This is a genomic window from Mesorhizobium sp. M0663 (assembly GCF_040320585.1).
Lineage (GTDB): Bacteria > Pseudomonadota > Alphaproteobacteria > Rhizobiales > Rhizobiaceae > Mesorhizobium.
Genome location: NZ_JAMYPX010000022.1, coordinates 23,504 through 44,911, shown reverse-complemented (window position 1 = coordinate 44,911; position 21,408 = coordinate 23,504). Strand labels below are relative to the sequence as shown.

At 62.5% G+C, this 21,408-nt stretch carries 24 protein-coding genes and 1 pseudogene; 7 read left to right on the top strand and 18 right to left on the bottom strand.

Going from position 1 to position 21,408, the window contains the following annotated elements; genetic code table 11:
• Positions 1-14: 14 nt before the first annotated feature.
• The 4 genes from NKI54_RS27250 to NKI54_RS27235 are packed head-to-tail and all read right to left on the bottom strand — an operon-like array spanning position 15 to position 4,930.
• The gene (locus NKI54_RS27250) at positions 15-1,490 is read right to left on the bottom strand and encodes an aldehyde dehydrogenase (protein ID WP_023674993.1); all 1,476 of its coding nucleotides are present in this window, start codon (positions 1,488-1,490) and stop codon (positions 15-17) included.
• On the bottom strand, positions 1,487-2,545 hold the full coding sequence (locus tag NKI54_RS27245) for an LLM class flavin-dependent oxidoreductase (protein ID WP_023674994.1): 1,059 nt from the start codon (positions 2,543-2,545) through the stop codon (positions 1,487-1,489). Before NKI54_RS27245 ends, NKI54_RS27250 begins: the two co-directional genes overlap by 4 nt.
• A gap of 5 nt (positions 2,546-2,550) precedes the next feature.
• Positions 2,551-4,350, bottom strand: coding sequence for an alpha/beta fold hydrolase (locus tag NKI54_RS27240; protein ID WP_352692738.1), 1,800 nt, complete (start codon positions 4,348-4,350; stop codon positions 2,551-2,553).
• Positions 4,343-4,930, bottom strand: a complete 588-nt coding sequence (locus NKI54_RS27235; RefSeq protein ID WP_352636735.1) for an amino acid synthesis family protein — start codon at positions 4,928-4,930, stop codon at positions 4,343-4,345. Before NKI54_RS27235 ends, NKI54_RS27240 begins: the two co-directional genes overlap by 8 nt.
• Before the next feature lie 139 nt (positions 4,931-5,069).
• Between NKI54_RS27235 and NKI54_RS27230 the strand changes: the two genes are divergently transcribed.
• Together NKI54_RS27230 and dusA are read left to right on the top strand one after the other, a co-directional pair.
• A complete protein-coding gene (locus NKI54_RS27230; RefSeq protein ID WP_352593622.1) occupies positions 5,070-5,741 on the top strand; it encodes a GntR family transcriptional regulator in 672 nt (223 codons plus the stop codon).
• Positions 5,742-5,937: 196 nt separating this feature from the next.
• Positions 5,938-6,930: a tRNA dihydrouridine(20/20a) synthase DusA gene (gene dusA, locus NKI54_RS27225; protein WP_352568656.1), complete on the top strand. Its 993-nt coding sequence runs from the start codon at positions 5,938-5,940 to the stop codon at positions 6,928-6,930.
• 8 nt (positions 6,931-6,938) lie between these two features.
• On the opposite strand, the gene NKI54_RS27220 is transcribed toward dusA, so the two are convergent.
• Positions 6,939-7,643, bottom strand: coding sequence for a TIGR02281 family clan AA aspartic protease (locus tag NKI54_RS27220; RefSeq protein ID WP_023674999.1), 705 nt, complete (start codon positions 7,641-7,643; stop codon positions 6,939-6,941).
• A gap of 13 nt (positions 7,644-7,656) precedes the next feature.
• Positions 7,657-7,890, bottom strand: a complete 234-nt coding sequence (locus NKI54_RS27215; RefSeq protein ID WP_031193575.1) for a DUF1289 domain-containing protein — start codon at positions 7,888-7,890, stop codon at positions 7,657-7,659.
• A gap of 197 nt (positions 7,891-8,087) precedes the next feature.
• Between NKI54_RS27215 and NKI54_RS27210 the strand changes: the two genes are divergently transcribed.
• Complete coding sequence (locus NKI54_RS27210; protein ID WP_023675001.1) at positions 8,088-9,086, top strand: nicotinate-nucleotide--dimethylbenzimidazole phosphoribosyltransferase; 999 nt, start codon at positions 8,088-8,090, stop codon at positions 9,084-9,086.
• A 4-nt stretch (positions 9,087-9,090) separates the two neighbouring features.
• On the opposite strand, the gene NKI54_RS27205 is transcribed toward NKI54_RS27210, so the two are convergent.
• A complete protein-coding gene (locus tag NKI54_RS27205; RefSeq protein ID WP_352636734.1) occupies positions 9,091-10,605 on the bottom strand; it encodes a sensor histidine kinase in 1,515 nt (504 codons plus the stop codon).
• A gap of 75 nt (positions 10,606-10,680) precedes the next feature.
• On the opposite strand from NKI54_RS27205, the gene NKI54_RS27200 reads away from it, so the two are divergent.
• The 4 genes from NKI54_RS27200 (at position 10,681) to NKI54_RS27185 (ending at position 13,269) form a co-directional block, all read left to right on the top strand.
• Positions 10,681-11,292, top strand: a complete 612-nt coding sequence (locus NKI54_RS27200; RefSeq protein WP_352692737.1) for a thermonuclease family protein — start codon at positions 10,681-10,683, stop codon at positions 11,290-11,292.
• Positions 11,293-11,333: 41 nt separating this feature from the next.
• Positions 11,334-11,945 carry a glutathione S-transferase gene (locus tag NKI54_RS27195; protein ID WP_352466226.1) on the top strand — a complete coding sequence of 204 codons (612 nt, stop codon included), beginning with the start codon at positions 11,334-11,336 and terminating at the stop codon, positions 11,943-11,945.
• A 13-nt stretch (positions 11,946-11,958) separates the two neighbouring features.
• Complete coding sequence (locus tag NKI54_RS27190) at positions 11,959-12,576, top strand: uracil-DNA glycosylase family protein (RefSeq protein WP_502898253.1); 618 nt, start codon at positions 11,959-11,961, stop codon at positions 12,574-12,576.
• A gap of 201 nt (positions 12,577-12,777) precedes the next feature.
• Positions 12,778-13,269, top strand: a complete 492-nt coding sequence (locus tag NKI54_RS27185; RefSeq protein WP_023675006.1) for an Lrp/AsnC family transcriptional regulator — start codon at positions 12,778-12,780, stop codon at positions 13,267-13,269.
• 11 nt (positions 13,270-13,280) lie between these two features.
• Here the strand turns inward: NKI54_RS27185 and NKI54_RS27180 are convergent, their stop codons facing one another.
• From NKI54_RS27180 to NKI54_RS27130, 11 genes and pseudogenes are all read right to left on the bottom strand, one after another.
• Positions 13,281-13,853 carry a DUF3299 domain-containing protein gene (locus tag NKI54_RS27180; protein WP_352636732.1) on the bottom strand — a complete coding sequence of 191 codons (573 nt, stop codon included), beginning with the start codon at positions 13,851-13,853 and terminating at the stop codon, positions 13,281-13,283.
• Between the two features lie 62 nt (positions 13,854-13,915).
• A complete protein-coding gene (locus NKI54_RS27175) occupies positions 13,916-14,497 on the bottom strand; it encodes a GNAT family N-acetyltransferase (protein ID WP_352636731.1) in 582 nt (193 codons plus the stop codon).
• Positions 14,457-15,161 (bottom strand): DNA alkylation repair protein, encoded by a 705-nt coding sequence (locus NKI54_RS27170; protein WP_352636730.1) that lies wholly within the window; start codon positions 15,159-15,161, stop codon positions 14,457-14,459. Before NKI54_RS27170 ends, NKI54_RS27175 begins: the two co-directional genes overlap by 41 nt.
• A gap of 9 nt (positions 15,162-15,170) precedes the next feature.
• Positions 15,171-16,046: pseudogene (locus NKI54_RS27165) on the bottom strand (NAD(P)-dependent oxidoreductase); the annotation flags it as partial.
• A 58-nt stretch (positions 16,047-16,104) separates the two neighbouring features.
• On the bottom strand, positions 16,105-16,932 hold the full coding sequence (locus NKI54_RS27160; protein ID WP_352636729.1) for an ABC transporter permease: 828 nt from the start codon (positions 16,930-16,932) through the stop codon (positions 16,105-16,107).
• The gene (locus tag NKI54_RS27155; protein ID WP_023675013.1) at positions 16,929-17,642 is read right to left on the bottom strand and encodes an ABC transporter permease; all 714 of its coding nucleotides are present in this window, start codon (positions 17,640-17,642) and stop codon (positions 16,929-16,931) included. Before NKI54_RS27155 ends, NKI54_RS27160 begins: the two co-directional genes overlap by 4 nt.
• 118 nt (positions 17,643-17,760) lie before the next feature.
• Positions 17,761-18,543 carry an ABC transporter substrate-binding protein gene (locus NKI54_RS27150; RefSeq protein ID WP_023717637.1) on the bottom strand — a complete coding sequence of 261 codons (783 nt, stop codon included), beginning with the start codon at positions 18,541-18,543 and terminating at the stop codon, positions 17,761-17,763.
• Between the two features lie 213 nt (positions 18,544-18,756).
• Positions 18,757-19,266, bottom strand: a complete 510-nt coding sequence (gene mobB / locus NKI54_RS27145) for a molybdopterin-guanine dinucleotide biosynthesis protein B (protein ID WP_352636728.1) — start codon at positions 19,264-19,266, stop codon at positions 18,757-18,759.
• Positions 19,263-19,892: a molybdenum cofactor guanylyltransferase MobA gene (gene mobA, locus NKI54_RS27140; RefSeq protein ID WP_352593597.1), complete on the bottom strand. Its 630-nt coding sequence runs from the start codon at positions 19,890-19,892 to the stop codon at positions 19,263-19,265. The genes mobB and mobA overlap by 4 nt, the downstream gene beginning before the upstream one ends.
• A 58-nt stretch (positions 19,893-19,950) precedes the next feature.
• On the bottom strand, positions 19,951-20,871 hold the full coding sequence (locus NKI54_RS27135; protein WP_352456740.1) for a DMT family transporter: 921 nt from the start codon (positions 20,869-20,871) through the stop codon (positions 19,951-19,953).
• Between the two features lie 122 nt (positions 20,872-20,993).
• On the bottom strand, positions 20,994-21,350 hold the full coding sequence (locus tag NKI54_RS27130; RefSeq protein ID WP_023675018.1) for a hypothetical protein: 357 nt from the start codon (positions 21,348-21,350) through the stop codon (positions 20,994-20,996).
• Positions 21,351-21,408 lie beyond the last annotated feature (58 nt).

Genomic DNA, 21,408 nt, shown 5'->3' with positions numbered 1-21,408 from the left:
CCGGCCAGCGGCGGCTACCGCATGACAAAAGGATCGGGAATCGGGTCGTCGGAGGTGCGTATCCACACCGATTTCGAACGCGTGTAGTCGCGGATCGCATCGAGGCCGCCCTCGCGGCCGAGCCCGGATTGGCCGTAGCCGCCAAACGGAACCAGCGGCGAGACCGCCCGATAGGTGTTGATCCAGACCACGCCGGCATGGATGCCGCGCGCCATGCGGTGGGCTTTTGCCAGATTGGTGGTGAACACGCCGGACGCCAGGCCGAATTTCGTGTCGTTGGCGAGCGAAAGCGCTTCAGCTTCGCCGTCGAAGGCTAGCACACAGAGCACCGGGCCGAAGAGCTCTTCGCGCACGCAGGCAAGGGTCTGATCAGGCGCGTCGATAATCGTCGGCGCGTAATAGAAGCCGTCCGCCATGCCCGCGGGGCGAATGCCGCCGGTGACCAGTTGCCCGCCCGCGGCCAGGCTTTCAGCAATGATCTTCTCTATCCATTCGCGCTGGCGCGAGGTGGCGAGCGGTCCCATTTCGATCGCGGGATCCTGCGGATCGCCAATCCTGATCGCCTCGGCTTTGCGCTTGAGCCGGGCGAGGAATTCGTCCTTCACGGAGCGCTGGACCAGCAGCCGAGAGCCGGCGACGCAGCTCTGGCCGGTGGCAGCGAAGATGCCGGCAACGACCGCGTTGGCGGCGCTGTCCAGATCGGCATCGGCAAACACCACGACCGGGCTTTTGCCGCCGAGCTCGAGCGTCGTGAAAGCGAGGTTTTCCGCCGTATTCCTGACGATCTGCCGAGCGGTCGAGGGACCGCCGGTGAAGGCGACGCGGGCGACGAGCCGATGACTGGTCAGCCGGTGACCGCAATCGTGGCCGAAGCCGGTCAGGATGTTCACGGTCCCGGCGGGAAATCCCGCCTCATGGACGAGTTCGGCGAAGGCCAGCAACGGGGCAGGGCCGTCTTCCGATGCTTTCAGAACGATGGTGCAGCCGGCCGCCAGCGCCGGCCCGAGCTTGACGGCGGACAGGAAGAGCTGCGAGTTCCACGGCACAATGGCGGCTACGACGCCAATTGGCTCCGGCCGGATGGTCACTTCCATGTCGGCCTTGTCGATGGGGACAAACGAGCCCTCGTGCTTGTCGGCCAGCCCGCCATAATAGCGGTAATAGTCGCCGACATAGGCGATCTGGGCGCGGGTCTCGCGGATGATCTTGCCGGTATCGCGCGTCTCGAGTTCCGCCAGCCGGTCGGCATTGGCGACCACCAGATCGCCGAGCCGCACCAGAAGCTTGCCGCGTGCCGTTGCCGTCATTGCCGGCCACGTGCCGGAGCCAAGCGCCCGGTGAGCAGCTTCGACGGCGCGGTCGACGTCATCAGACGATGCAGCGGGCATCTTCGCCCATGGCGCGCCCGTCGAGGGATCGATGCTGTCGAAGGTCGCCGCCACTTCGACGAAGCTGCCGTCAATATAGTTCCTGAATTGAGTGGTGCTCATCGCAATCCAGCTTTCGGCTCGGAAAAGGCCGGCATCACCCTGTCGATGAAGAGCTGCAGCGATTTCTTCTTGCGCCGATGGGAAAGGCCGCTGTCGATCCAGATCGAATACTGATCGTAGCCGAGCGCTTCGTAGGCCTTCAGCCTGGCGATCACCTCGTCGGCTTCGCCAATGACCAGGTTCTGCTTGATCTTGTCAGGCGCATATTGCGGCATGGCCGCGATCTCGTCTTCGGTCAGCGCTTCCATTATGCCCTGGTGCACCGGCTTCTTGTTCTGGAACCAGGCGCCGAACTGGCAGTAGAACTGCGACAGATCCTGCGCGAGCCGGTCAGCCTCCGCGGCATCCTCGGCGACGAAAGTATGCATCAGCAGCATGATCTCCGGCCTTGGTACGTCGGGGTGGGCATTACACGCCGCGTTGAAACGCTCCATCAGGCTGGCCACTTCGCCATCGCCGGAGGCAAGCGGCGTCACCTGGACGTTGCATTTGCTGGAAACCGCAAAGTCGTGCGAGTTCGGATCGCGTGCGGCCACCCAGATCGGTGGATAAGGCTTTTGCAGCGGCTTGGGCGACGAGGTGGTTGAAGGAAACGACCAGAACTCGCCGGCGAGTTCGAAATCACCATCCCAAAGGCCCCGGATCGCCGGCACCATCTCGCGCATACGCTGGCCGGCACCCCAGGCCTCGAGGCCTGGGAAAAGCCGCTGGTATTCGTAAGCGTAGGCGCCGCGCGCAATGCCGATGTCGAGACGGCCGCCGGTGACGACGTCGGCCATCGCTGCTTCGCCGGCAAGCTTGATCGGGTGCCAGAACGGCGCGACGATGGTTCCTGTTCCGAGCCGGATGCGCCTGGTTTTGGCGGCGAGCCAGGCGATGTTGATGAACGGGTTCGGCGAGATGGTGAATTCCATCCCGTGATGCTCGCCGATCCAGGCAGTCTCGAATCCTGCCTCTTCCGCCTGCAAAACCAGCTCCTCCAGCTCGCCGACAAGCTCGGAATGCGGCTTTGCCAGATCCGATCGCTCCATGTGCACGAAAAGCGAAAACTTCATCGGTTTCACCCGCGGCCGGAAATAGGAATTTGAGAAGGCGCGGGCTTGGCGAGCGGCCGGACTTCGCCTTCGACCTCGTTGCCGACATAGACGCCGAATGCATCTTCCGTACGTTCGCGCGCATAGCGGGCAAGCATCGAACGCACTGCGGGATCGGCGATCTTCAGATCCGCGATCTTCTCGAGGTCGACAAGCCGCATCTGGCGATCGTCGGAATAGGATCCCTCGACCGTTCCGCGATAATAAACATGCGTGCGCCAGGGTTCGGCGGCATCGTCCCACACCGCGAACAGGAAGCCGAGCTGGGCGTCTATGGCCCTGGCGGCAAGGCGCCCTTTGAGGCTGCGCGCATCGTTGGGCGTGCCCAGTCCGCGCCCCGCAGGCAATTCATAAATCCCGTCGGCTGTTTGGACGAACAGCACACGGCCCTCGTTCTCGAGAATGGCGCCGACCTCCGTATCGGGGGGCGCCGCCGCCAGCGCCTCCTGGCTGAGGCCAGGCGTGACGTAGGTGCCTCTGCAATAACCGAGGGGCTGGGCTCCGTTGTGGCTGAAGTCGCGGACGCGGCCGATGAGGATCGAGTGATCGCCAGCATCGACCAGCTGCTCCATGCCGCAATCGAACACCGCAACGGAGCCGTCGATCAGCGGATTGCCGGTCCGGCCCGGTTGCCAGCTCACGGCCGCGAACTTGTCCGCTGCTTTGGAAGCGAAGATGCCGGAATGGGCCTTCTGGTCCTCTGACAGGATGTTGATGGCGAAACCTCTCGACGTCGAAAAAGCACTGTGCCCCAGCGCCCTCTTGGCGATGCAGACAAGCACCAGCGGCGGCTCGAGTGAGACCGAGGTGAAGGAGTTGGCGGTGAAGCCGCGCGGTTCGCCTTCCGCTCCGATCGTTGTGACGATGGTGACACCGGTCAGGAAGGAGCCGAGTGCGCGCCGGAATTCGCCGCTGTCAAAGACTGCATCCGTCTCCGGCCTCACGCCAGCGTCTCCTGCCGTGTCGAGAAATTCCATGATGTGTTTGGTCACTTTTTCAGGTGAAGCCATTGCCATCATGTGCCTTTCTCCATTGAGCACGAGGCATTGGCTGTGCGGCGCAAGCCTCGCCATCGCCGCCGACATGGCCGGGGTCGAATTGCTGTCCTGCGACCCGGTCATGAACAGGGCCGGTGCGGCAAGACCGGGGAGGGCACCGGCATGCTCGGCATCGGCACGGGCAAAGAGGCGATAGGTGCGCGCGTAGCCTTCGGGGTCGACCCTTTCAAGGGCGGCGCGCGCGGTAGAGGCCGCCCCGATAAGGTTCGCCGGCAGCGGGTCGCCGAACCAGCGGGCAAGCGTAGCCGCAATGGCGGAAGGGTTGCCATGGGTGCCGAGCGCGGCCGCACGCTCGCGTACGGCCTGCGCCAAGGCCGCGGGGCGGCGGAATACCGCATTGAGACAGACGATGGAGCGAACGCGCGAAGGGGTGCGAAGGGCGATCTCCAGAGCGACCAGCGCGCCCATCGAATGGCCAACGATCGACACCGACGCCACGCCAAGATGGTCGAGAAGGCGAACCGCCTGATCGGCGAAATCCGACAGGCTGGCTTCTTCCGGCGGCAGCGGTGAAACGCCGTGGCCGAGCATGTCGATGGCGATCAGGTCATGATGGTCTTTCATCGCCGCGATCTGATCGTGCCAGATCGCGGCGTTCATGCCGACACCGTGAATGAGCAGAACCGGCGCGCCGGAGCCGGCGCGGATGAAGCCGGTGCCGTCCGGAGCCGTGTCCCGGACCCATGCGGTGGCAGCGACGTCAGCCATGCAGGTCGCCGACCTCCTTGAGGTCCTGATAGCGGTCGCCGATACGATGGTGCGGGCGGCCGCCAATCGAAGCGCCAAGCGCCACTACCAGCTCATCGGGCGCGGGCGCGTCGCCGATTTGGAAATGTACGGTCAGATAGTGGGAGCGGCGGCCTTCGTCGTTCTTGTCCATCAGCGGGATCATGATCGGGGTGTTCGGCCCTCCGCGCAGATTGGTGAAGGCGAGATAGGTCTTGGCGCCGACCGCGCGACGGTAATGGTTGCCGAAATGCAGCGTATGGATCAGCGCCGATGCATGCTCGATCTCGCCCGCCGTGCCGCAGACCGCGGCCTTGCCGTAGCCCTCTATCGCGTCGCCGGAACCGGCGACGGCGATGATTTCGCGGGTCAGCAGTTCACCGAGGACGGGAGCAATGGCGCGGATCTCCGTCGACAGGTCGTCGGTGAAACCGCGGCCCGCCCAAGGGTTTGTCAGCACGGCGGCGACGCCGATCAGACGCAACGGTTTTGGGGCTTCCTTGCCGCCCTCGATTAACGTGTTCTCGATATAGGTGACGATCTTTCGAATGGCTGGTTTCATGAAGTCCTCGGTCGCCACGGCGCTGTGCAGCGCCGAAATCTTTACGTCATCTTATGGTATACCATACTATGGAGCACCAGAAGCCTTGTCAATCGGCTATGGAATCTGTTTTGTGGCCGGATCGGGGTAGGGAGAGAAAATGTCAGGCGATACGCTGCGGATCGACCGCTCTGCCAAGACGCTGAGGACGCTGGCGCTGGAGCGCATGCGTGAAGCGATCATGGGCTTCTATTTCCAGCCTGGTGAAAGGCTGGTCGAGCGGCCGCTATGCGATCAGCTCGGGGTGAGCCGTTCCGTCGTGCGCGAGGTCCTGCGGCAGCTGGAGGCGGAAGGCCTGGTGCAGATGATACCGGGCCACGGACCCGCCGTGGCCAAGCCGGATCTCGGCCGCACCGACGAAATCTATGAATTGCGGGCGCTGCTCGAGGGCATCGCGGCGCGGGCTTGCGCCCTAACGGCCACGGACGCGCAGATCGCTTTGCTCGATGCCGCCTTGAGGAACCTGCTTGAGGCGTGGGCGTCCGGTGCGCCTGTCGAGGTGATGCGGGCAACGACCAAGTTCTACGAAACGCTGTTCGAGGCGGCGGACAAGCGCATTGCCTGGGAAATCGTGACGGGGCTGAATGTCCGCATCAACCAGCTCCGCTCAATGACGATCGCGTCGGAGAACCGCCGCGAGCCGGCGATCGCCGAAATGACCGAAATCATGGATGCAATCCGGTCGCGCAAGCCGGACGAGGCGGAGGCGGCGGCGCGGCGGCATGTCGAATCCGCGTGGCAGATCGCCCGCAACACGCTTCGCCTTGGCTGACTGGTATGCCGCCGGCGGTCCATCGTTCCACGGCAGGCATCTAACTGGTGCGTACAGTGACATGTGTGACATGCCAATTTGCTTTCAGTTGCGGCGGCAAAATCGTATATCGGGTCAGTTAGGTGTGCATCTCTTGCCAAATTGCTCTGTCATTCGAACGGAGTATCGGACGGACTGAGACAGAAAAAATAGTAAAATGAATATGTTACGCCACAAAGTTGCCGTGGCGCCGATGATGGACTGGACGGACCGGCACTGCCGGTTCTTCCATCGCCAGCTGACGCGCGAGGCGCTGCTCTATACCGAGATGGTGGTGGCCGATGCGGTCATCCACGGCGCACGCGAGCGGCTGCTCGGCTTCGACGACAGCGAACATCCGGTTGCGCTGCAACTCGGCGGCGCCGATCCGGGAAAGCTGGCCGAGGCGGCGCGCATCGGCGAAACCTTCGGCTATGATGAAATCAACCTCAATGTCGGCTGCCCGTCCGACCGCGTCCAGTCGGGCACCTTCGGCGCCTGCCTGATGAAGACGCCCGTGCTCGTCGCGGATTGCGTCGCGGCAATGAAGGCGGCGGTGAAAATACCGGTTACCGTCAAGTGCCGCATCGGCGTCGATGAGCAGGATCCGGAACCGGCACTCGATGCGTTGGCCGATGCTGTTTTCGCGGCCGGCGCCGACGCGCTGTGGGTGCACGCCCGCAAGGCCTGGCTGGAAGGACTGAGCCCAAAGGAAAATCGTGACATCCCACCGCTCGACTATGACCGCGTCTATCGGCTGAAAGCCAGAAAACAAAACAAATTCATCGGCATCAACGGTGGCATTCAATATCTCGCAGAGGCGCTGACGCATCTCGACCATGTCGATGGCGCCATGCTCGGCCGCGCCGCCTATCACACGCCAGGGATACTGACCGGCATCGATGCCGCGTTTTACGGCAGCACAGCTGAGTCGTTCGATTTTGCCGCACTGATCGATGCCATGGCGGATTACGCGTCACGCCATATCGAGCAGGGCGGACGGCTCGGGCATGTCACCCGGCACATGGTCGGGCTGTTTCACGGCCTGCCCGGTGCACGCCGCTATCGGCAGATCCTGTCCACCGAGGCGACAAAGCCCGGTGCCGGACCGGAGGTGATCAAGACGGCTTTCGCAGAGGTCGATTTCGGCCGGACCGCAGAGGCGGCCTGAGGAAAAACTTAATCCCGCAAAATCATGCGATCGCCGCGTACGTCGAAACCCGATAGCGAGCCGATGAAATTCATACCGAGAAGGCTCTGGCCGAGCGTGCCTGGTGCGGCGATCATGATGGGCATGTCCTTGCGCACGATGCCGCCGATCGACAGTTCGTCGGTTCGCACCGCCGCCGCGCGTGTCATGCCGTTGGCGGTAGAGATCGGTATGGTGAAGCGGAGAGCCGCCGAATTGAACCCGACCGCCAGCGCGTCCTCGGCGGTCAGAACGGTGCTGGTCGCGCCGGTATCGACAACCGTCAGGATCGGCGTGCCGTTGATCGTGACGCGCGCTTCGAAATGGCCGCTGCCGGCCTTGTCCAGGGTGACTGTGGCATGGCCTTCTTCCACGCCCAGCGCCAGCGGACTGCCGGGAACAAGGCCGGCGGTGACGCGGCTGGCGAAATCCTGCAACTCATAGCGGTACTGATAGCCGGCGATCAGCGCCAGCACGATGGCACCCCAGGCGCCGAGGCTGCGGGCCATGGTGCCCAACGGCCTGCCCGATCTGACCAGGCCGGCGCCGACGAGTGCCGCTAAGGCGCCAAGCCAGATCAACTGGCTGAAATCGTAATTCTCGATGCCGAACGTACTGCCGGCGGAATCGTTGAGCATGAGCAGGAGCACACCCGCCCCGATCGCGACGATCAGAATCCACAACAGTCGGTTCATCTCTGCGGCCGGTTCACGAGAGGGCGTCGCGTTCGCGTGCCATGCGGCTGCGACGGGTTTCCCGGCGGGGGCGTCGCTCGACCGTTTCCAGCCTTGCCGGCAGCTCGGCCATGACGCTGCGGCGGGTTTGCGGGGTCATGTCGATCCAGGCGGCGATTTCCTCGCGCGTGCGCCCGCAACCGAAACAGAAGCCGGTTTTCATGTCGATCGAGCAGACCAGGATGCACGGGGATTCAATGGCCGTCATAAGGATTTCCTTGGCTAGCCTCCACATGGTGCAACGACAAAGTCAATGCAAGCCCTCCGGGAAGCGCCGCCAACGAATGCTTTCGCGTCAATACCGCCAAGTTGTACCAGGCCTGGAGGTTGTGCCGGCTTGAGGTTGTGCCGGCTGGCCAAGGCGGCTATGCCGCTCACCAATCCACACGGACGATTGCCATCGACATGACCAGCGCGCTGCCTTTCGACGATTTTCGCGACCTCCTGGTGAGCCTGCCGCCGGGAGATATGGCGGCCAAGGCCCGCGTGCGCCAGTTGTTTGCCAAGGCAGACAAGCCCAAAGGCTCGCTTGGCCGCATCGAGGACATCGCCGCCTGGCTTGCCGGGTGGAGCGGCCGCGCGCCGCCGGCGGTGACGCGGCCATTGGTGGCGATCTTTGCCGGCAATCATGGCGTCACCCGCCACGGCATTTCGCCGCGCCCCGCCGCCGCCACGGCAAATGCAGTCGAGCTCTGCGCCGCCGGCGGTGCAGCGATCAACCAGATCTGCATCGCCAACGATCTCGGCTTGAAGGTGTTCGATCTGGCCCTGCACATTCCGACAGCCGACATTACGGAGGATGCGGCACTGGACGAGCGCGGTTGTGCCGCTACCATGGCCTTCGGCATGGAAGCGATTGCCGGCGGTACCGACCTGCTTTGCCTTGGCGACCTCGGCGTCGGCAATTCGACTGTCGCCGCGGCCCTTTGCACGGCACTGTTCGGCGGCACCAGCGCCGACTGGGTCGGCCCTGGATCAGGGGCGGACGCGGCGATGCAGAGGCGCAAGGCGGAGGTGGTCGATGCCGCGGTCGCGTTTCACGGCGCGAGCCTCAAGGACCCGCTGGAAGCGCTGCGCCGGGTCGGCGGGCGGGAATTCGCCGCGATCTGCGGCGCCATTCTGGCGGCGCGGATGCAGAAGATCCCGGTGCTGCTCGATGGGTTTGCGGTGACTGCGGCCGCTGGTGTCCTACATACCGCCAACCCCGCCGCGCTCGATCATTGTCTCCTCGCAAGCCTGTCGCCAGAGTCTGGTCATGCCAAGGCCGCCGAGCGCCTCGGCCTTCGCCCGCTGCTCGATCTGGGCGTCAGTCAAGGCGAGGGGGTAGGGGCGGCGCTTGCCGCCGGCCTGGTCAAGGCGGCCGCGCTGACCAGCTCCGGCATGGCAGCCGCGGTCCGCGGTTAAGCATTCAGCGCCGGCGCGAGGCAACCGCCTTGGTCGGCAGCGCCGGCAGTTCCTCCATCACCCGGCTCAGCGGGAAGATGGCGATCGCCTCGGTGCCTTCGCGCAGCCTGGAATGGAGCTGGAATTCGCCGCCATGCATGGCCAGCAGGCCTTGCACGATCGGCAGGCCAAGCCCGGTGCCCTGTTCGGCGCTCTTGATGGCGATCGAGCCCTGGCCGAAGGCCGAAAGCACGATCGGAATCTCGTCTTCCGGTATGCCCGGCCCATTGTCCTTGACGGAGAGATATTGCCCGCCGCCCGCCGTCCAGCCGACGCGCACGCGGATTTCGCCGCCGGTGGCGGTGAACTTGATGGCATTGGACAACAGGTTGAGCGCAATCTGCCGCACCGCGCGTTCGTCGGCGAACAAGCGCGGCAAGGCGTTTTCGAAATCCTGGACGATGCGGATGTCCTTGTTGCGCGCCTTCAGCTCCATCATGTGGCAGCAATCCTCGACGACGGAGAGCAGCATCATCGGCTCCTCGTTGAGCTGGTAGCGGCCCGCTTCGATGCGCGACAGATCGAGAATTTCGTTGATCAGGTCGAGCAGATGCTGTCCGGAGTCGTGCACGTCACGGGCATAGTCGCGATAAGTCGGGTTGCTCATCGGGCCGAGCACCTCGTTGGCCATCACTTCGGAAAAGCCGAGAATGGCGTTGAGCGGTGTGCGCAGTTCGTGGCTCATCGAGGCTAGGAAACGCGATTTCGCCAGATTGGCGTCTTCCGCCCGCCGCCGTGCCTCGTCCGACATCGATTTCGCCGTCTCAAGTTCGGCGATCAGCGCATCTTTTTCGGAGCGGAACGACAGCAGCATCAGCGAGGAACGGTTGAGCTGGCGCGCCACATAGGCGAAGAAAGGCAACGAGGCGATCAGCAAGCCTGCCATGATCGCCTCGACCGGCATCCATAATTTCGCACTGGCATAAGCATAGATGGCGACCGGGAGGGCGAAGGTCGCCAACAGCGCACCGCGCAGGGACGAGGCCAGGATAGCGGTTGCCGACATGGCGAGCAGCAGCACCACCGCCTTGGCGACCTGGAACTGATCCATTTGGCAAGTTTCGCAGCCGAGCCATGCGAACCAAGCCCAGCCAAGCCCGCACAGAAAATGGCCGATCAGGAAATCCCTATGCGTTTCCAGCGGGTTGAGTTCGGACGCTCGCGTGACGCGTCTGGCCATGAATGCAACGATGGTATAGCAGATGAATGTGAACAGCGCCCAGACGCCGATCTCCTTGCCGATGCCCGCGAGCAAGCCTGCCGCGGCCGTTGCCAGAACGAGCAGCGGGATAACGATCACGCCGCCGGTCATCGAAAGCGCGTGGAGCTTCAACAGCTCGCGGTCGAAGTCGGGATTTCCGGCTTGCTGCGAAAGACGGTCGCGCGTCTTGCGCACCGCGCGCGCGACATCGCTGTTGCGATGGCGTTTTCTGCGGTCCACAATAAACTTGTCCGCCGTGGTCGAGCGTTGCAGGGGCATGAAGTCTTCAATTTACGCGGGCAGCAATTTCAAATCGTTAAGCTACGTTCGAATGATTAACCAACGGTTTGCCATATGAGCCGTTCGTGGTCGCGATGGCCGTGCCAGCGATACTATGCGCCGCGTCCGCGAAGCCTGTGGCGCCGACTAATGGACTATGGGCTGACACTCATCGTGCTCGGCCTGGCGATCCTCCTGGCGGCGCGCCTCGACCGGGTGGAGACGCGCAAGACGGAGGGCGCGGCCACCGTCAATGACGGCGATAGCATCACGCTCGGCGGCGAGCGTATCCGCATGCGTGGCATCGACGCGCCGGAATATTCGCAGATCTGTCGCAAGGACGGTGCCGACTATCCTTGCGGCAAGCTCGCGCGGCAGTCCCTGGTGCGGTTGATCGCCGGCAAAGCCGTCTCCTGCAGCGGCTGGCAGCGCGACCGCTACAGCAGGCTGCTCGGCGACTGCAAGGATCTCAACCGCGCACAGGTCGAGGCCGGCTGGGCGGTCGCCTTTGGCGATTTCGAGACCGAGGAAGCTGCTGCGCGCGCGGGCAAAGCCGGCATCTGGGGCGGAACTTTCGACGAGCCGAAGAACTGGCGCGAGAGCCACGGCCACGAGCTGGTCGAAAGAAAGCACGGCACCTTGGCGTCGATCGGCGATGCCTTGCGTGAAATTTTTCGCTTCTGGTGAGTTGTGCCTATAGTTCGTCGGGACGGACGAGGAGGATAGAGATGAAGCTGTTCGACGGCGGGCGCGCGCCCAATCCACGTCGGGTTCGGATTTTTTTGGCCGAAAAGGGACTTCAGGTTCCGCTGGTGCCCGTCGACATGGGCGCGCTGGAGCACAAAGAGCAGCCGGTCAGCTCGCGCAATCCGCTGAAGCGTCTGCCGGTGCTCGAGCTCGACGATGGCACCATCATCACCGAATCCGTCGCAATCTGTCGTTACTTCGAGGAACTGCACCCCGAGCCGGCTTTGTTCGGGCGTGGCGCGCTCGGCAAGGCAATCGTCGAGATGTGGCAAAGACGTGTGGAGTTCAATCTGTTCGGCTGCGTCGCCGCGGCGTTCCGGCACATCCACCCCGCAATGAGGGAATGGGAGATCCCGCAAATCCCCGAATGGGGCGAGGCCAACAAGCCGAAGGCGATCGAATTCCTGAGATTTCTGGACACTGAGCTCGCCGGCAGGGAATTCGTCGCCGGCGATGCGTATTCGATCGCCGACATCACCGGGCTGGTCGCCATCGACTTTATGAAGCCGGCTCGCATCAAGGTACCCGAAGAGTGCACCAACGTGCTGCGCTGGTATCGGGAAATCTCCAGCCGGCCGAGTGCCGCCGCCTGACAACGAGTTCCGAATGAGCAAAGAGCTGGAAGCCTTGGCGGCGCGGGTACGCGCCTGCCGCATCTGCGTCGATAAGCCGGCCGGCAGGCCGTTGCCGCACCAGCCGCGTCCGGTGCTCAGGCCATCGTCGAGTGCGCGTATCCTGATCGCCAGCCAGGCGCCGGGTACCAAGGTTCACATCACAGGCATGCCGTTCACCGACGCCTCCGGCGACCGGCTGCGAAGCTGGCTGGGCGTCGGCAGCGAGGAATTCTATGACACGGACAAGTTTGCCATCGTGCCGATGGGCTTTTGCTTTCCCGGTCAGGACGCCAAGGGCGCCGACCTGCCGCCGCGCCGCGAATGTGCGCCGGCCTGGCGCACATCGCTGATGGCGCTGATGCCGCAAGTCGATATGGTGCTGACGATCGGCATCTACGCGCAAAGCTGGCATATGGGCGCGGCGCGCCGTCCCTCGCTGACGGAAACGGTCATGGATTGGCGTGCCATCTGGGCGGCGGCAACCGACCCGAAAGTCCTGCCGCTGCCGCACCCGTCCTGGCGCAACACCGGCTGGCTGAAGCGCAATCCATGGTTTGAAATGGATTTGCTGCCCTTTCTGAGATCGGAAATCCGCTATCGCCTCGGCTAGGCATTCAGCAAGAAATCACTCGCTTTCGCACTATGCGGCAGAATTTCTTTCTTGTAATAGGCTCGAGCAAGAGGGAATATGGTAATCCATTCCTCGAAGCGCGTCGCGCATGAGGGGACGCGCGTTAAATTCTTGTTTTTATGCATGTCGTTGTGCCAAGGCCGTTGCGCACTTGGACGACTTGCATCAGGGGAGCACCCAATGGACCGCCTTGATAGAAAAATTCTCCGCCTCCTGCAGGAGGATGCGACGCTTGCAGTCGCCGACGTCGCCAAGAAGGTCGGCCTGTCGACGACGCCGTGCTGGCGGCGCATCCAGAAGCTCGAGGAGGAGGGCGTCATAAAGCGGCGCGTCGCCATCCTCGATCATGAAAAGGTCAATGTGCGGGTCACGGTGTTCGTCTCGATCCGCACCAATTCGCACAGCCATGAATGGCTGCGGCGCTTTTCGGAGGTCATCCAGGAATTCCCGGAAGTGGTCGAATTCTATCGCATGAGCGGCGACGTCGACTATCTCTTGCGCGTCGTGGTGCCCGATATCGCCGCCTATGATGCCTTCTACAAGCGGCTGATCGCCAAGATCGAGATCCGCGACGTGTCGTCTTCCTTCGCCATGGAGCAGATCAAATACACGACCGAGATGCCGCTGGATTACATGATGCTCGACAAGGAGTCCGGCGCGAACGCCGCCTGAGATTCTTCTGTTTAGTTCTTCTTTTTGTTGAGGAAACTCCAGGGCGAGTTGACCGGCAGCGTGATCGTGTCCGGCACGGTGTCGACATTGACCACCTCGGCCTTGCGCACGGTGTAGCCCGACTGGATGACGCTGACGCCGTCAAGGATGAAAAGCTGGCTCTTCTCCATGCCCGGCCGTAATGCGCCGGTCACCGAAACCGGCTGGTAGGTCTCGGACATCCTGTAAGGGTGTGCAGGCGTGACGAGGACGATCTGGTTGGGCGGCGGCGTCGGCATGTGGCTGCAGGCTCCCGTCCACGGCACCAGCAGGAATTGGTAGACGAGATCACCATCGCGGTCGACCGGCAGCGCATAGCCTGCGAGTTGCACGGTCTTGTCCTGCAAGTCGAGTGAGAGCGTCTCGCCACGATCCGGCATTTTGGCCGCGATCATTGGCAGTCCGACGCTTTCGGCGGCTGCCTGGGTCGCCGGGCGCAGATCCTTCCAGAAAATATGCATGGTTCCGGCGGAAGCGCTTGCCGCGATCGCGGACGCCAACAAGGCAGTTGCCATGATCGTGCCTGATTTAAAACGGTTGCTCATCGCTGCTCCGCCGTTGAGCCTTGATCTGCGGACATCAAGTAAAGCTGCCGCTGCCTCACAGGTCAACGTTCAAGCCGCATCACATGCCGGCGCGAGCCGGTCATGCCGATCTCGCGAAAGCCGCGGGCGGCGAACATGTCGCGAAAACCCATGAAGCTGTAGCTCGGCGACGCCTGGTCGACGGAATAGGCTTCGATCGTCCTGGCGCCTTTGGCAAAGGCGTGATCGATGGCCGCGTTGAGCAATGCGCTTGCCAGCCCGCCGCCGCGCAGCGCTTTCGGTACATAGAAGCAGACGATCGACCAGATGCCCATCTCGCTATCGTCCTGCTGCCGCGACAGCCTGCGATAGGTCTCGCGCGGCGCAATCGAGCACCAGCCGACGGTCCGGCCATCGATCTGGGCGACAATGCCGACCGGCGTGCCGGCGTCGATCAGCGTCATCATCGCGCGTTTCTTCTCGTCGTTCTCGACATGCTCGCGGCGGTCGAGATTGCGCCAAGCCATACACCAGCAGTATTTCGGCCCGCCGGGTTGCTCGAACAGGTTTTCGAAATCGGCGCGCGTCGATTGCGTCACCTCCGTGAAGCGCACTTCGCTCAGGTCAGGCTTTTCTGGCGGCGAGCCGCTCGAGCGTCTTGGCATCGGAAAGTTCCTTCACGGCGTCCTTGCCGATCCAGCGTGCGGTCCTGTCTGTCGAGGCCGCCAGTTTTAGCGCCACGGCAAGGGCAAGGCCGTGCAAATTCATCGATCGCTTGCCGATCGAACGAAGCGCCCAGTTCACGGCCTTCTTCACAAAATTGCGGCCGTCGGTCGCATGCGCTTCGATGATCGGCAGGAATTCGAGGAAGGTCGTCTCGGGTTCCTTCTTCCGGTGAACCACCGACCAGGCCATCATCGCAAAAGCCGTGCGCCGAACGAATTCCCGTTCGTCGACCGCGAATTCGGCGATCAATTCCCTCCAGCAATCCGTATCGACAAAGAGATCGGAGACCCCATCGACGATATCCCAGGAATCGAAAGTCGCCGCCCATCGTCTTGCATCCGCGGCGGAGAACCGCTCCGGATCGGCTGTCACGGAAGCGATGAACTGCGCCTCCATGATGCCTGTCTGCCAAAGCTCGAAGGCACGCTCATGGTTGCGCCTGATTTTCTTGGCAATCTGCCGCTGCACGCCATGCGAGATACCTAGCGCACGTTCGATCTTGATGCCGTAGCGCAGCATGCCAAGTCGATTTTCCTCCGAGGCGATCGAGCGCAGATGAGCGACAATTTCATCGGCGCTGGATTGAGGCGAAAGCTCGGCCACGGTGAAATCCTATTTCTCCAGCCTTGCCAGCAGCGAGGACGTGTCCCAGCGCTTGCCGCCCATCGCCTGCACGTCCTTGTAGAACTGGTCGACAAGTGCCGTCACCGGCAGTTTGGCGCCGTTGCGGTCGGCCTCGGCGAGGCAGATGCCAAGATCCTTGCGCATCCAGTCGACGGCGAAGCCGAAATCATATTTGCCGGCATTCATCGTCTTGTGGCGGTTCTCCATCTGCCAGGAACCGGCGGCGCCTTTGGAGATAACCTCGATTACCTTTTCGATGTCGAGCCCAGCCTTCTTGCCGAAATGGATGCCCTCCGCCAGGCCCTGAACGAGGCCGGCGATGCAGATCTGGTTGATCATCTTGGTGAGTTGGCCAGCCCCGGCCGATCCCATCAATCCGACCATGCGGGCATAAGCATCTATAACTGGCTTGGCCCTGTCGAAGGCGTCGGGCTCGCCGCCGACCATCACGGTCAGCATGCCGTTCTCGGCGCCTGCCTGACCGCCGGAGACCGGGGCGTCGAGGAACGCAAACCCGAGCGCTTGCGCGTCCTGTGCCAGTTCGCGCGCGACCTCGGCCGATGCCGTGGTATTGTCGATGAAGATGGCGCCTTTCTTCATGGAATTGAAGGCGCCTTCGGCACCGGTCGTCACCGAGCGCAGATCGTCGTCATTGCCGACGCAGGAAAAGACGAAGTCCTTGCCCGCGGCCGCCTCCGCTGGCGTCGCGGCGAAGCTGCCGCCATGCTGGGCAACCCACTGCTCGGCCTTGGCGCTGGTGCGATTGTAGACGGTGACGTCGTGACCGCCCTTGTTCTTGAGATGTCCGGCCATCGGATAGCCCATGACGCCAAGACCAAGAAATGCCACCGAAGCCATGTTTTCGAATCCCTTAGAAGCCTGCTTTGCGGCCTTCTTACCGGATCAGGCAAGGCGATGGGAGTCAGCGGTGCAGATGGATGGTGATGCGCCGTTCGATCCACTCGACCGCGTGACGCAGGATCTCGACAATGATCAGATAGATGATCGCCGCCCAGATAAAGGACTGGAAGTCGAAAGTGCGCGCATAGGTGAGCTTCGTGATGCCCATCAGATCATAGACGGTGATGATGGCAACGATCGCCGAGCCCTTGATCATCAGGATGATCTCGTTGCCATACGGGCGCAGCGCCACGATCAGGGCCTGCGGCAGGATAATTTTCCGTAGGATTTGCACTTTGTGCAGGCCGAGCGAGGCGGCACCTTCCCATTGACCCCTCGGTACACTCTCGATCGCGCCGCGCAAAATCTCGGCTTGATAGGCGGCCGTATTCAGCGAAAAGGCGAAGATCGCGCAGTTGAACGCTTCGCGGAAGAAGCCCCACAGTCCGACCATCTCGAGCTCCGGCCGGAAGGAGCCGACCCCATAGTAGACCAGGAAGGTCTGCGCCAACAGCGGCGTGCCGCGAAAGAAATAGACATAGGCATAGGCAAACCCCGAAAGGATCGGGTTCTTCGACATGCGTGCATAGGCGATCGGCACAGACAGGATCGCACCAAGCACAATCGAGATGGCAACCAGCAACAGGGTGATGCCGAGGCCGGATATGTAGCCGGGTGCATATTTCTGGAAGAACTCCGGGTTCCACGCAGCGGTCAGGTAGACGACCATGCCGATGCCGAGAGCGATCCACAGGCCGACCAGGACATGGCCGAGGATGCGTTGGCGCGACCAGCCGCGTGCGGGGGGCGGCGGCCGGTCGACCTTCAGCGTGTCGGTGGCCAGGCTCATCTCTTGACCTCGCTGCCGCCGACCGCTCGTTCGATCGCATTGATGCCGAAGGAGGAGACGATCGCCAGCAGGAGATAGATCAGGCCGGCAAAACCATAAAACAGGAAGGCATGCTTGGTGACGCGAGCGGCAACCCCGCTCTGCCTGAGGATCTCGTTGAGCCCGACGGCCGAGACGAGCGCGGTGTCCTTGAGCAGGATAAGCCAGAGATTGGCAAGTCCGGGTAACGCGATGCGGATCAACTGCGGCAGCACGATCAGCCGCATCGTCTGGCCGCTGGACAGGCCAACCGAATAGCCTCCCTCATATTGCCCTTTTGGAATGGCGCGGAACGCGGATAAAAACACCTCGCTGGAATAAGAGGAAAAAATGAAGCAGAGCGCGATCATGCCGGCGACGAAGCTGTTGACGTCGGCGGACGTTCCGGGGCTCACCAGCCGGACAATGTACTGCAGGATCAATGGGATGCCGAAGAAGATCAGAAACAGCGTGAGCAGCTCGGGTATTCCGCGAAAAATCGTGGTGTAGATGTTCCCGGCCAGTCTCAGCGACGGCTCTTCCGACTGTTTGGCCAGCGCCACGAAAAAGCCGAGCGTCAGCCCGAAGGGCAGAGTGGCCAGCGCAAGACATACTGTGACAAACACACCCGCGGCGATGTCGTCGAGCCAGCCTTCGGGTCCCCAACTGAGAAGCGTCAGTGCGCTCTGCATCCGCCTGCCTGTTCTCCTTGAGGCTCTTTGAGACCCGTGCCGCGTCACCCCTCGTGCGCGGCATCCTTATAAGAACGGCGGGAATCTCCCGCCGTTCAAGTCCTCGTATGTCGGTCGATCAGGACTCGCCGCCATAAACATCATATTTGAAGTATTTGTCGTTGATTTCCTTGTACTTTCCGTTTGCTCGGATGGCGTCGATCGCCGCATTGAACTGGTTGACCAGATCGGTCTCGCCCTTGCGCACGGCAATGCCGGCGCCCGGACCGTGGATTTCGATGACCGGCTTGATTGTGCCGACCAGCTTGCAGCAGGCGCCGTCCGGCGAATCCAGCCATTGCTGCAGCACGACGATGTCGTCATTGGCGGCATCGAGCCGGCCATTGGCCAGATCGAGCTGGTATTCCTGTGCGGTCGGGTACGGCTTGACGGTGCTGTCGGTATAAGTCTTGGTCGAATAGTTGAAATGCGTGGTGGACGCCTGCACGCCGATCGTCTTGCCGGCCAAATCTTCCTTGGTGACACCCTTGATGTCGGTGTCCTTGGGCGCGGCAATCGCCGGCGGCGTATTGTAATATTTGTGGGTGAAGTCGACCTTCTCGGCGCGTTCCGGCGTGATCGACATCGACGCGACGATGGCGTCGAACTTGCCTGCCTGAAGGGCGGGAATGATGCCGTCCCAGTCCTGCGCGACAAAGGTGCACTTCACCTTCATCTCGTCGCAGAGCGCCTTGGCAATGTCGATATCGAAGCCTACGAGCTGGCCGTCGGCTGTCAGATTGTTGAATGGGGGATAGGCTCCCTCGGTGCCGATCCTCAAGGTCTTTTCCTGGGCCTGGGCAACGCCAAGCGTCAGCAGCGCAGCCGAAGCGGCAAGCGCGATACGCAGTGCAATACGCATAATGGTCCTCTCTGTTAGTCCCGGCCGTCGTTCCCGAACGGCTCTGTGGGCGGTGCTTTTGACCGCCCGCTGATGCGATATTCCCATTCTTTCCCAAGAAAAAGCAACTGCAAAACCGTCGCTTGAGGGAAGGTCATGTTCAGAAAGCGATGACGCTGGGTCAGACGCCTAAATTGGAAAGCAACTGGGCGGAAACTGTCTTCTGCCGCATTTTCAGCGCGACAGGCTTGTGGCGCGCTCGATGAAGTCAGCTATCGAATTCGTGTCGTCGAGATCGAAGGCCGGCAGGTCTTCGCCGACAATGGGGAAGTCGGAGGCGATGGCGACAATGTGTGGATCGCCTGCCGAGAGCGGTGTCCGGTCCTTGGCCTCGAGCCGTCTCGTCTCGATTTTCATGTGCGCTTCGCGCTTGTAACCCTCGACTAACACGATGTCGCACGGTGCCAGCCGTGACAGGATCGCGTCCAGCGTCGGCTCGTCCTCGCCGCGCAATTCGTGCATCAGCGCCCAGCGCCTGCCCGACACGACCGCGACCTCCATCGCTCCCGCCTGCCGGTGGCGAAAGCTGTCCGCTCCGGGTTTGTCGATGTCGAAATCATGATGGGCGTGTTTTACCGTCGACACTTTCCAGCCGCGCCGGACGAGTTCGGCTACCAGCTTTTCGGTCAATGTCGTCTTGCCGGAGTTCTTCCAGCCGGTGATGCCGAAAATACGTCTTTTCATGGCTTGATGCTCTGCAACAGATGCACGGCCTGGGCAAGGTCGTCGGGAGTGTTGATGTTGAAGAACGGATCGATCTCGGCCCCGCCGGATTTCAGGATGGGAAATTCCACCTCGACAAAACCGTGCCGGTCGATGAACGCCGCAACGCGCCGGTTGTCTTCCTCGACGAGAAATTGTCGCAAGACCTGATCTAACCCTAGCGGCCAGAGTGCAAAGGTCGGATGCCGTTTGCCGCCGGAACAGGCGACCGCAATCGAGCCGGGGCGTTCGTCGGCTGCCGCGAGCAGCCGCTCGACCATATCCCTGGGCAGGAAAGGCGTATCGCCGGCAGCCGTGACCAGCGCCTGGCAGGTCGTGTCGGAAGCCCATTCGAGGCCGGTCAGGATCCCGGCAAGCGGCCCGGCATAACCTTTGACAGTGTCGGCAAGCACCGGAAGCCCCGTTGCGGCAAACCGTGTCGGATCGCCATTGGCGTTTAGCGCAAGCGGTCCGACCTGCGGGCCAAGGCGCGAAACGACACGGTCGAGCAGGGTACCGTCGCCAAGCGCAAGCAGCGTCTTGTCGCCGCCACCCATCCGGCTCGATCGGCCGCCGGCCAGAATGATCCCTGCGATATGTCGGCCCATCGTTTGCTGCCTAGACCCAAAATCCAGTTTTCAAATCAGACAGTCGTCGACAGTCACTCTATATGCCGTCCGGCGCCATGTCCGGTCCAGTGCTTTCGGCGGCTGTTTTTCGCCGGCCGACGATCCGTTCGCGGTAGAGTGCATAGAGGCCTGACGCGATGATGATCGTGGCACCGAGGATCATCGGCAGATCGGGGACATCGCCGAAGATCGTGAAGCCAAGCAAGATCGACCAGAGCAGGGCGGTGTAGCGAAACGGCGCGATGAAGGAGATATCGCCCACCCGCATCGCCGTGATGATGAAGTGATAGCCGATGAGCACGAGCACCGCCGCCAGCGCCAGGAACGCCGTGCTTTGTCCTGTCATCGGTGTCCAGCCGCCCATCGGCGAAAGCAGTGCCGCGCCCAGAACTGTCATGGCAAGGGCGGTGGCGGTCGACACCAGCAATGTTGGAATTGCCTGCGGGATCCGCTTGGTAGCGAGATCGCGCACCGCGCAGCATGCGACGCTGGCCAGCGCCAGCAGAGAAAAGACGCTGAACCCTTCGAAGCCGGGCCGCACGATGATCAGCACGCCGGCAAAACCGGCGGCAATGGCCAGCCAGCGCCGCCAGCCGACGCCCTCGTTGAACACAAGCGCGGCGCCCATCGTCACCGCCAGCGGCAGCGCCTGCAGTACGGCGGAGACATTGGCGATCGGAAGGTGTGCCAGAGCAACCAGGAACGACACGGTGGCGCCGGCCTCGCCGGCGACGCGCAGCGCAACGGTCGGCTGCAGCATCGAACCTGGCCGGGCAAGCGCGCCCCGTTGCCACGCAAGCAGGCCAACGAAAAGCGAAGCGAAGGCGCCGCGGATCAGCATGACCTGCGCCATGTTCATCGATTCTGATGAGAATTTGGTGATCGCGTCGTTCAGAGTGAAACCAGCCATGGCCACCATCATGAACAACGCGCCGCGGAGGTTTGGCGAAAGAGGCAAGGCGATTACCGGGTGAGTCCTGCAGCAAGCGTCTAGCAGGCACCCACAAGACAGCAACGTCAAAGGGCTGGGCCACAGCCTTTCTGTGGCCCGTGACATCTGCCGCGCAAGAGCGGCAGGGCTTATTTGGGCGTCAGTACCTCGGTGCCGTTGCCTTCCTTGCCGGCAATCGTCCACAGGCCATGCAGCGAGCCGTCTTCCTGCACCTTGTAGACAACTAGACCGACCGCCTTGCCCATGACATAGCCGGCGGAGAAGGCATCGTCGTTGCGCATGCAGATACCGTCCGAGGACGAGCCGCCTGTCTCCCAATGGATCGTGCAGGTCGTCTCGCTGGTCAGCGTGATCGTGGCGTCGCCACCATAGGACGACCCATCGAAATTGGTGCCGGCCACGGCATAGGTGCCGCCGATCGACTGAGCCGCCGCGGGCAGGGCCGCGAGGCTGAGCAATGCAAGAGAAAGAATGAGTTTGCGCATATCGTATTCCCCCACTGGGCGAAGAACCGCTCCAGAGCAGAGGCTAGGCCCGAATGGG